Origin of the sequence: Methylobacillus sp., assembly GCF_036844465.1 — a bacterium.
Lineage (GTDB): Bacteria > Pseudomonadota > Gammaproteobacteria > Burkholderiales > Methylophilaceae > Methylobacillus.
Window position 1 is genome coordinate 1 of record NZ_DAIUFW010000022.1, and the last position, 10878, is coordinate 10878.

At 55.8% G+C, this 10878-nt stretch carries 9 protein-coding genes; 2 read left to right on the plus strand and 7 right to left on the minus strand.

Annotated elements, in window-relative coordinates; all coding sequences use genetic code 11:
• Positions 1–509 precede the first annotated feature (509 nt).
• The 7 genes from V7Z75_RS13465 to V7Z75_RS13495 form a co-directional block, all read right to left on the minus strand.
• Positions 510–1748: an MFS transporter gene (locus tag V7Z75_RS13465; RefSeq protein WP_334109171.1), complete on the minus strand. Its 1239-nt coding sequence runs from the start codon at positions 1746–1748 to the stop codon at positions 510–512.
• 146 nt (positions 1749–1894) lie between these two features.
• The gene (locus V7Z75_RS13470; protein WP_334109172.1) at positions 1895–3217 is read right to left on the minus strand and encodes a tetratricopeptide repeat protein; all 1323 of its coding nucleotides are present in this window, start codon (positions 3215–3217) and stop codon (positions 1895–1897) included.
• A 125-nt stretch (positions 3218–3342) separates the two neighbouring features.
• Positions 3343–4656 carry an MFS transporter gene (locus V7Z75_RS13475; RefSeq protein WP_334109173.1) on the minus strand — a complete coding sequence of 438 codons (1314 nt, stop codon included), beginning with the start codon at positions 4654–4656 and terminating at the stop codon, positions 3343–3345.
• A 189-nt stretch (positions 4657–4845) separates the two neighbouring features.
• Entirely contained in the window at positions 4846–5310 is a 465-nt protein-coding gene (locus V7Z75_RS13480; RefSeq protein WP_334109174.1) for a RidA family protein, read from the minus strand.
• 22 nt (positions 5311–5332) lie between these two features.
• Positions 5333–6553: a MalY/PatB family protein gene (locus V7Z75_RS13485; protein WP_334109175.1), complete on the minus strand. Its 1221-nt coding sequence runs from the start codon at positions 6551–6553 to the stop codon at positions 5333–5335.
• A 320-nt stretch (positions 6554–6873) separates the two neighbouring features.
• Positions 6874–8073 carry a M20 aminoacylase family protein gene (locus V7Z75_RS13490; RefSeq protein ID WP_334109176.1) on the minus strand — a complete coding sequence of 400 codons (1200 nt, stop codon included), beginning with the start codon at positions 8071–8073 and terminating at the stop codon, positions 6874–6876.
• Positions 8074–8076: 3 nt separating this feature from the next.
• Positions 8077–9072: a Bug family tripartite tricarboxylate transporter substrate binding protein gene (locus V7Z75_RS13495; RefSeq protein ID WP_334109177.1), complete on the minus strand. Its 996-nt coding sequence runs from the start codon at positions 9070–9072 to the stop codon at positions 8077–8079.
• 251 nt (positions 9073–9323) lie between these two features.
• Between V7Z75_RS13495 and V7Z75_RS13500 the strand changes: the two genes are divergently transcribed.
• Together V7Z75_RS13500 and V7Z75_RS13505 are read left to right on the plus strand one after the other, a co-directional pair.
• Positions 9324–10223: a LysR family transcriptional regulator gene (locus V7Z75_RS13500; RefSeq protein ID WP_334109178.1), complete on the plus strand. Its 900-nt coding sequence runs from the start codon at positions 9324–9326 to the stop codon at positions 10221–10223.
• Between the two features lie 510 nt (positions 10224–10733).
• Positions 10734–10878, plus strand: a 145-nt coding sequence (locus V7Z75_RS13505) for a DUF3577 domain-containing protein (protein WP_334109179.1), incomplete at its 3' end; no start/stop codon positions are given.

Here is a 10878-nt window from a genome sequence, read left to right on the forward strand (position 1 = left end):
ACAAGGGCAATGCCGTACTCGTTTGTGGCTCTACTACGGTGAAATATCCGGGCTAGCGATCAGCTTCACGGTCTCGACCGCAAAGTTCGAGGGCCGGGTAACGATCCTCTACGACCGCGGCGGCGACACCTACGTGGTGGAACTGCACCGCCAGAACGGTGAATAGGTCGAACTGGTCGATCGGCACGACGAGGTGTATTTCGACATGCTTGTCGAAGTGTTGGAGAGACTCATCGACATTGCAGCCATCGCGGCCGCGTGCCCCACAGGCTCTCCATCCATCGGGGGGGAGCCTTTTTCTATCTCCGCACGGGAACATTCTCTTGGACTATCCAGGCTGATGCCTACACGGTCATCGACTCCACACTTCAAATGCCGGCACGAGGAAATGCGTCGTCCTGAAGCGCCATGACGACCTCCTCCATTCACATTCTGGATGCGCGAGCGTGTAACCCGAACACGATCACCATGAAGCCAGCCGCCAAGGCCTCAACACCGCTACATTCTCTCTAGCAAGGGCTTGCTGTGCGGCGAGAGGCCCATGCGTAGCCAGCCAGGCCGAATATCGGACCGGGCAGCAGCAGCCAAATGGAGTCAACACCGATGTGCTCAAACAGCGCAGTCGTCGCGGCGATGGAGACGACGGTGATCGCAAAGCCAATCGAGTTCTGGATTGCCAGCGCTGCTCCTACCAAGTGGGGCGGGCAGGATTTCGCCGAAAGCGCGGAAAACTGTGGAGAGTCAGCAACGACGGTCGCTCCCCAGAATAGAACGATGGCGAGAAGTGCGCCTGCGGGAAGATTTTTCCAGAACACGATGAACAGGAGCGAGCAGAGGAATGAGGCGGCCAGCGCCCCAAGCGCGACCTTGGCACTACCGAAGTGGCGTGAAAGAATTCCACCAGCCAAGCTGCCGACCGCACCGATTGCGATGATGAAAAATGACAAGCCGGATACGCCAATCCGCGCATACTCCGTTCCCAGTACGGTGCGTTGGACGAGCAACGGCACGATTGTCCAGAACGTATAAAGCTCCCACATGTGGCCGAAGTATCCCCATGCGGCAGCGCGAAAGCCGCTGACCCTGAAGGCGGTGAAGACGCTGCCACGGCCTTGGCCGGAGGGTTCTGTGCGCGCTTTCGGCAAATGGGGGCCGTCACCCAACTGGTATATCAGTCCAGCGCCCAGCAGCGCGAACACAGATGATGCAAGGATTACGTATTGCCAAGACAGTCCGCCGCTGACTTCACGTAATGCATGTGGAAGCGCTGTGCCCAACGTCAGCATTGCAACCAGTTGAGCCAACGCCTGGCCGGTGCGTTCCGGGCTCCAGCTCACGATCAGCTTCATGCCCATCGGATAAATCCCGGCTAGAGAAACTCCAACGAGGAACCGGAATACTGCAGCGCTGATCAATCCATCGGAAAACCAGGCAAAACAGGCATTGAAGAAAGACCCCGCGATCGACGCGATGACGAAAATTCGGCTTGCCCGGAAGCCATCGGCCATGCCACCTAACGCAATCGCGAGAGTTCCCATGATGAACCCCGCCTGCACCGCGCTGGTCAGCCACCCAATGTCAGCCGCAGTGACATGCCAGGTGCGCATCAAATCATCTGCCGCGCTGTTGGCACTGAACCACAGGGAAGTACCTAGCAATTGTGCAAGTGCAATGGTTGCTACTGGCCCAGGCCATCGGATCAACCAATGCCCGCTTGTTATGTCACTTCGAGAAGATGGGGCGCTCATTGCGTTTCTGCTATCTCTTTCAAGAGACCTGTGTAGTCGAACATCAGAAATCGGGGGAATAGACGACTGGCATCGTATCGGCCAGAGCGTACCCATCAGGCAGCCTGTGCATTGGGGCGAGACGCTGGCGCTGCGATGCCGAAGCGTTAGTGCGCCTGAACCGTCAAGAGCCAACGACTATCCCGAGGCGATGGGCGCCTGCCAAGACGCTCTTCTAACAATGCCTTGGCCTTAGCTGCTTCACCGCAGCGCATCAATGCCACCAAGAGCGTATCTTCGACGATCTCTTGCTGCGCGCCGCTTCCACCGAGACGCACCGCATCTTGCGCCACGGGCTCCAAAATGCGGGCGCTCTCTGCATAATTCTCTTCGGCAAAAGCAAGCACGGAACGACAGATGGCAGGCACCACCGGTCCCGCTACCAACGCCCCGGAGTTCACCATCTCGGAGAGCTTCTTTTCTCGCGCCAGTAGTGCGCTTTTATCGCCAGTGGCCGCCGCGATGATGGCCATATGAATGTCCGCGAAGGGGAAACCGGCCTGCTGGAAGTATCCGGAAGCGTAGCTAGCAGCGTTTTGCCAAAGGTCGGGATGAACATCGTAGCCATAGGCCTGCATCCGCCAGAGGAAAGCCGCCGTGTCGCTGACTACGTTGATCGGCACCCCCAAATTTGCCGACGGAGCAATATTCTTGTTGTAGATCTCAAGTGCCTGATCCGTATCGCCACGCTCCAGAGCGATCAACGCCCCATGCCAGGCAAGGTGACCGTACAAGACGCCTGATCGGCCGTATTCCGGCATCCAATCCGCGAGGTGCTGCTCCGCCTCACTGCTTGCCCCCTGTTCATACATGACATGGGCAAGTGCGTGGGCCGCATTTGCATTCTTGCGTCGCAGTTCCAAAGCACGTTCCGTCAGTTCCCTGCCGAGTCGCACATTCCCATTCTCTCCATGGGACCATCCGCGATAGGTCAGAAACCACCAATCATCGGCAGCGAAATGCGGAGCATGGCGTTCGCAAAGATCGACGCGGGCCTGGTTGTGGTCTGCTCTGCCTGAGAAGGCCAGCAGGCCAAAAGCGCCCAGCATCAGCGACATGATTAGAACGTCATTCGGCCAGAGATCCGTATGCGTCATGGCACCAGCCAATGCGGTCGCCGCCTGTCCGTTGATGATATGAGCCAGAACAGCTACGTGACTGCGTTCGCGTTCCGACCCCTTCTTGGCCACAAGCTCAGCCGCCCTGGCGATCTTCGCTTTTGCCTGAGTGACCTCAGAATGGACCGCATGAAGCCTGGCTCGGGCGGCCAATGCCAGCGCAAACTCGGGATCAGCGTCAATGGCTTGATCTAATGTTTCTCCAGCCGTTGGCCATATCGACAATAGGAGATCAATGCCGGCTTGATAGCGTTCAGCAGCGAGACTGGATTCGGTAGAAAGCAGATGGTTGTAGCGGTCGCAATAAGTCATGGGTTTTCTACACGGTTAATCTAATAATTAAGGCTGCGCTCGTTGTGCGGTGAGCGAACGAGGTAGCCATTGGGATTCTTGGCTACTTTATTTGAGATCCGGCTAGCATTGAAGCTGCCCCATGCTTAGAGCTTCTGGACGGCCAATGTAGTCGCTAGGGCCCCGCCTGTCAATACGATGCCGATGATGAGATACAGCGCGGCACTGAAATGGCCAGTCATGCTGATGGAAAGACCTATCAACACGGGTGATAGTGCCCCAAATCCCACGGCTATCCCGTTCAACGTGCCTGCCGCTGAGGATATGGCGGCCTTTGGAACCAATTTTTGCAACAGCGTGAAGACGCCTGGGATTTGTGCAGAGGATGCGCCGATCCCAAAAGCGATAACGATGGCGGCGACATAGTTGTTCTCTATAGTGACACCCAGGAATACGCCTAAAGCGCATAGCAGTGCCGAGAGCGCTATGACGGGCGCATTTCGACCCGTTCGGTCTATGATGAAACCGGCGGCGATCTTGAATAGAAAGCCAAGGATAAAAGGGAGCGATGATATCCACCCCATGGCTTCCCAAGAAAAGCCACGCTCCTTGTTCAGGTAGGTTGGGAGCCAGGTCATCAAACCCCAAGATAGAATGGAGTTCGTCGCAAGAATCAACATCAACATCCAGAAGCGATAATTTGCGACGTATGCTCTTGCCAACTTCGAAAATGACTCTTTTTTCGGAGAGGTTTCGTTATCGCTGCCGTCTTCTTTGGCTAGATTCTGTTCTATGTAAGACAGTTCTGCATTATTCACCCGTTTATGTGCACGAGGCGTATCGGCGGTAAAAAATAACAGCAATACGAGCGGAATCAGGCTAAGCACAAATGAGAAGTGGAACGTCGATTCCCAAGAATGCGCTGCTACAAGATACGCAAAAACTGGCATGGCAACGGCTGGGGCGAGTGATTGACCGATCAACCATGCCGTATTGGCCCTGCCTCGTTCTTTAGGTGGAAACCAATTCTTGACAAATGTGTTCTGCATTGGGTAGTAGAGCCCTTCGCCAATGCCCAGTAAAACACGTGTTGCCAATAAAATTCCAAACGTACTTGCTACGCCGCCAGTGAATAAGGAAAGACAGATGATCACGTATGCTGCGATCATCGCTTTCCTAGGCCCGAGATAGTCACCAAGAGGGCTTAGGACGACGTTAGAAATCCCATAGGCTCCGAGAAACAGACTCATCATCAGTCCGATTTTTACCGGCTGACCGGCGATTCCCATGTCGTCCAGGAACCGCGCGTTGGCGGCGATGACTGCGACATTTACGCGGTCCAAATATGCAACCGAAATGCCGATAAATAGTATCGCGAGAAGGAAAATACGTTGCTTTGACGGTTTTTCCTGAAGAGGAGCGAAAGACGTCGCTCCGGTCGCATGAAAATTCTGATTCACTGTTGTCTCCATTCCTCACGATACGTACCGATCGCATCGGCCACAGAATCCTTGTGGCTTTGGAGCAAGCAATGCACAAATCCATTGCTTGCCTTATTGATGTCTTTTGCTCATCACGCGCCTATGCGGTGAGAACTCTTATTTTCGATAAACTGACTTCGCTGGCAGGTGCTGCGCCAATGTAGGTCGTCAGGCGACTTCAAACGTCGCTTCGACTTCCACTGCGGCGTTCATGGGTAAGGCCGCGACCCCCACTGCTGATCGGGTGTGTTGGCCTTTCTCTCCGAGCACTGACAGAAACAGATCCGAAGCTCCGTTGGCGACGATGTGTTGCTCGAAGAAACCGGGCGCGGAAGCAACAAAGACGGTGATCTTCACTAGGCGCTGTATTCGTTCGAGGTTTTCAAGCGCAGCTTTTGCCTGAGCGAGCACGTTTACCGCACAGCATTTGGCAGCGAGTTGTCCTTGCGTTGCATCGATTTCGCTTCCCAGCAGCCCCTGCGTTGTCAACTGGCCATTCTTTAAAGGCAGTTGTCCGGAAGTGACGAGAGTGTTTCCCACGAGGGTGGTGGGAACGTAGCTGGCCGCCGCCTTGGGGGGAATAGGTAGTTCCACACCAAGTCGCATCAGGCGTTGTTCAATAGTTTCACTCATGATGAAGATCCTTCTTTTCTAGTCAAAGCTCCGCGATCGCCTGGGTGATGCGATGAACTGCCTCTTCGACCGTAGAGCGAGGGCAGCCGAGGTTGGCACGCATGTAGCCGTGCCCCTCAGTTCCAAACTTCTGCCCCTTGTCGAGCCAAACCCTGGCCTTGGTCAGCATGAATTTGTTCAGTGCATCGGCATCCAAGCCAAGCCCGCGGCAGTCCATCCATGCCAGATAGAGCGAATCCATGGGCATGACTTTGACGCTCGACGTTGCGCTGTTGATCGCATCGCGAAAATACGTGTGGTTGCCACGTACATACTCCAGCATTTCGTCTACCCAGGATCCGCCGTGTGCATAAGCCGCTTCTGCGGCGACCATGCCTAGGGTGTTGACCAGCGGGAACATGTTGCGGTCGTACTGCCTCAACAGTTCCTCGCGCACGTGTCGATTGGGGATGAACACGTTCGCGCTTTGCAGACCAGGCAAGTTGAATGTCTTGCTTGGCGCTGTGCAGGTGATGCTGTTCTGCGCGAACTTCTCACTGAGGGAGGCGAAAGGAATGTGCTTCTTCTCCCGGTTGACGATCAGATCCTGATGAATCTCGTCCGAAATCACGAGCACTCCATGGCGTAGGCAGATTTCACCCATGGTGCGCAACTCTTCTTCTGACCAGACGTTGCCTGTCGGGTTGTGTGGGTGGCTGAGAATGAAGATCTTCGTATTGCCTTGGATAGCCGCCTCGAAAGTCTTTTCATCGAAGCGGTATCCCGATTCTGTGCGCTCCAGCGGGGCGTAGGCCAGATGACGGCCATTCATCAAGACATCGCCATGAAAGTGGCCATACACGGGTGGCTGGATCAGGATCGAATCACCCGGGGATGAAAATACCTGGATGGCTGTCTTCAGCGTCGTGATAATGCCCGAAGTTTGAATGAGCCACTCTTTTTCGACATTCCAACCGAATCGCTTGGCCTGCCAGCCAATCACCGCATTGACATAGCTGCTCGTCGCACCGCCCGGATAACCAAAAATGCCATGGTCTACTGCTTCATGGAGTGCGTCGATGACCGGCTGTGGAGCGCGAAAATCCATATCGGCGACCCACATCGGCAGAGGGTCAGCCGCGAATTCATCTGCGGAAAGAAGCTTCTGCCCAATCGCCCATTTCATCGAATGAGATTTCTTCCGATCGATGACCTCATCGAAGGGAGAACTATCTTTTTGGTCGTGTGTGCTGGTTTTCATCATTTGGATTAGAGGTTGGCGGATTCGGCAATTGCACGGTACTGCGTAGTGTTCTATGTAGAAGTCTGCTCGGCTTGTATCTGGCCCAACGCCTTGCCCATCTGGCCGGGCAGCCCCCTGGCGACAACAGCCGATCCCCCGCTTGCGGAGTCGGGGATGTGGAGGCACACGTGTTTGGCCGGCAACGTCTGCGCCCACGACAACGGTGCCGACGATGAGGCCGCGGCAGCACCTGTTAGCGATTTGAGCGCCGGGCGCGTACTAATCATGTCTGTCATCTTCACATCTCTTTGGATTACAGGCGCCTGGTAATAAATAGGGTGCTATCGCACTGCTAGCGTTTCGAACCACCGGCGCGCTAGCCGGTCCCAGAAGCGTGCACCTAGCGCCAGGTTTTCGTCATTGAAGTCGTAACCGGGGTTGTGAAGGCCTACGCCGGGCTTGCCACCGGCGCCGTTGCCGATCCAGCCATAAGCGCCAGGCACTTCCTCCAGCATGAAACCGAAGTCCTCGGACGTCATCGCGGGCTGCACATCGGTATATGCGTTGTCGTTGCCTACTAGTTCGCGCATGACCTCGCCCATGAACAGTGCTTCCTTCCCGTGGTTGTCGGTATTGGGGTACCCACCCGGCGTAAAGACGACCTCCGCGGTGGCGAGGTGCGCCTCAGCAATATGACTTGAGATGCGGCGCAGGCCTTCGATGAGAAATTGCTGCGATGACTTAGTCAGGTTGCGGCAAGTGCCATAGATACGTGCTTCGTCGGGAATGATGTTGGCCGATGTGCCTGAATCGATCTTGCCAATCGTCAACACAGCCGCATCCAGCGGATCGGTCCCGCGAGATACTAAGGTTTGCAACTGTCCGACGATGGAGCAGGCGATCGGGATCGGGTCGATCGTTGTATGCGGCAGCGCGGCGTGACCGCCCCTTCCACGCACGATGATTTCGAACTTCCGAGCCGCGGACATGATGGGGCCTACGCGTACACCCATTTGTCCTTGCGGTAGCGCGGGCCAGTTGTGCAGCGCGAACACCGCTTGGCAGGGGAAGCGCGTAAATAGCCCGTCGTCCATCATGGCGCGCGCACCCGCGCCTCCTTCTTCGGCGGGCTGGAAGATCAGGTGTACCGTGCCATCGAAATGCCGGTTAGCCGCCAGCAGTTCGGCCGCGCCCAGCACCATGGTGGTATGACCATCGTGTCCGCAAGCGTGCATGCGGCCATCGAACTTGCTCGCATGATCGAAATGATTGATTTCTTGCAGCGGCAGCGCATCCATATCGGCGCGAATGCCCACGGCTGGGCCTGGGTTGTCTGCACTGCGGCCCTTGCCATGGATGCTGGCCACGATGCCGGTGGAACCCAAACCGCGCACCATTGGGATGTGAAGCGAGGTCAGATAGGCAGCGACTTTATCGGCAGTGCGGCGTTCCTCATACTTCAGCTCAGGGTGCCTGTGCAGGTCCCGGCGGAACTCGGTAAGCTGGCTGATGTCGAGGACAGTTTCAGTATTGGAGGACATAATTTAAGGCTTGAATCCACTGGACTTAAACATCGCTCTATATTGAGCCGTACTTGTTTTATAAAGTTGATCAGCTTGCGCAAGTGTTTGCGGCTGAGCGAGGACCACCTGCAGGGTGTCTGCGGCTTTCTTTGCGGCTGGATCTGCTAGCGCTTTGTTTAGGGCGCCATGAAGTTTCTGAATAAAAATTTCTGGAGTGCCTTGTTTTACAAAAAGTCCAAGCCACAAGCTATATGTATAATCTTTCAGTAAAACCGAATCATTCGCTGCAGGAACGCTCTTAAAGCTCTCCAGCCGTTCAGGAGATATGACGGCTAGCATTTTCAGCTTGCCAGTACGATTGGTGATGTGCGGCGTGGAAGTTGCACCCATAGCGCCCAGATATAGGTCGATCTGCCCTCCTATTAGATCCACGGTCAAAGGCGTTCCGCCTCTGTAAGGAACATGAATCATCGACGCGCCGGTAAGCTGGGAGAATTTCTCACCCAGCAGGTGATATAGACTTCCGGGGCCCACACTGCCATAGGTGAGAGGATTGCCTTCACGTGCGCGTTGTGAGGCATAATCGATTAGTTCTTTGAGGTTGTTTGGGGGCAAGTCGCCACGCGAAAGAACGGCCAAGGTGAAGTCGCCCACCTTGCCAATCATCTGAAAATCTTCGCTTTTGACGCGAGATGATGGCATGGCTAAAGGACCTAGAATAAGTTCGTTTGGTGAGCCGACATATATTTGCAAACCGTCTGCAACATTGTTCAGGACACGTTGTGCCGCAATTGCACCAGTTGCACCTGAGATATTTTCGACAACTACCGGCTGTCCCAAATCTTCAGACATCCGTGAAGCCAACGCGCGAGCCATGATGTCCGAACCGCCGCCCGGCGAGTAAGGCACCACAAGCGTTATTGGCTTTGTTGGAAAAGATTGCGCCCATGTCGTGGGCAGAACAGCGGAGGCGAGCGCGATACCGGCAATTAGTTTGATTGCCTGGCGCTTGTTCATTCTGCTCAAATTTCACCCCTTGAGATAGTTGATGTAATCAGCATGGTCACTTCGATGCTTCATCCGGTAGCGTCACAGCAGCGTGCCCGGCATGTCCGGAACTGCGTCGCGGCTCGGTCCACGATGCGCGTTGCTTGGGCAGTTGTCGGAGTGTTTCGACGCTTGCCAACGCATGGCAATAGATGGTAGGAATGAGTCGTCATGCCGTAAAATACTTTTTGACATTCATTTAATGCCGAAAAGGTATAGCCATGGATCTGCGTCAGTTGCGCTATTTCTCTTCAGTAGCCAAACATGGGCGCATCAGCGTCGCGGCCCAGGCACTCCACATTGCTCAGCCTGCCTTGACCCGCCAGATTCAGTCACTCGAAGACGAACTGGGCACACGCTTGTTCGAGCGCACGACACGTGGCGTGAAATTGACGGATGCGGGACATCAACTGCTGGAGGACGCGAACAAGTTGCTTGACGATTCGGCTGCAGCGAAAGAGCGAGCGCAGCGTGCAGGCCGCGGAGAATCAGGGCACTTATCCATCGCGCTGCCGGTGATGCAGACCCTGGCGCCCGCAATCGCTGCTGTGCTGAAGAGGTATCGACAGGAGGTGCCGGGGGTGGGGATTACGCTGCACCACTTGCTTTCCGATGTGCAGATAGGCCAGATCGCAGAAGGGAGGCTGGATGCGGGTTTTCTGCTGTTTCGCCCGCTTGATGACCCCTCTTTTGAGGGTATTCCAGTCTTCTCAGACCGCATGCTGCTGGCCTACCCAGCGGACTGGAAATGGCCCAGGGGAAAGGAACCGAAAGTGCTGAAAGACCTTCAGGATCTGGAGTTCATCTGGTTGCCCCGCACGGCCGCTCCAGCATGGCATGACAAGCTGATTCATTGTTTCTTCGATGCTGGTTTCACGCCGCGTACCGCTGTCCACGGCGTGGACGCCGCGTCGATGTTGACGTTGGTCGCTGCGGGCATGGGATGCACGATCCTGCCGGAAGGTGCTCGCCGCACCGCCCCCGATACAGTCGCCTTCATGCCCCTGTCGGACTTGACCATTCGTCAGAACTGGGAGCTTGTGTGGCGTCGTGACCGATGTTCCTCAGTGCTTCAGAGATTTATCAGTTTGGTTTCATCTTCCAGGTCGAAATTGAAGTAGAGACCGTGAGGGTCCGCTCGACGGCACTCCATGCATCCAGCACTCGACTTATCTGCAATTGCTCTTCTACCCCAGGAAGGCAATACCGCACATACCTCGCCGCTGGCTGAACTCTGATCAGCTCGCACAGCGGTGGCTCAGGTTGCAGCCAACCGATCCGACTTCTGATGTCTCACCAACGCCGGGAGACTGCAAGTCCCCTCAAGGAATGGGGTGTTGCGAAAAAAGGGAATGGCGGATTTCCGATTGATTGCGGCTACGCGCGTGGGGTAGGGCCATGCTGCCGCCATGCCTCGCTGACAGCCGTCAGCAGCATCCCAGGTAGCCACGATCCTCAAGGCTACGGCGCGGTTCCACTGCGTTGATCACCCAGCTTGCACCGCATCCGTTCGCGAGCGGCCACCATTCCTGGTGGCGGATGCTTTCGCCTCATCAACTCATCGCGGGGTTACGCACCTTCCCCGCATGCGTGGGCTGGTGTGTCTCCGCTTTTTTCTATGGAGATTCACCATGAATGCCACATCCAATGAGAAATCGTACTTCGACCTCCACACCTCGGGCATCGGCTACATCCAGCGTGCCCGGGAAGTGCCTGTCCGAGGCGGCCGCCGCGCGCAGCCCTTCCTGGCATGCACCATCGCCGCGCTGGTCGGTT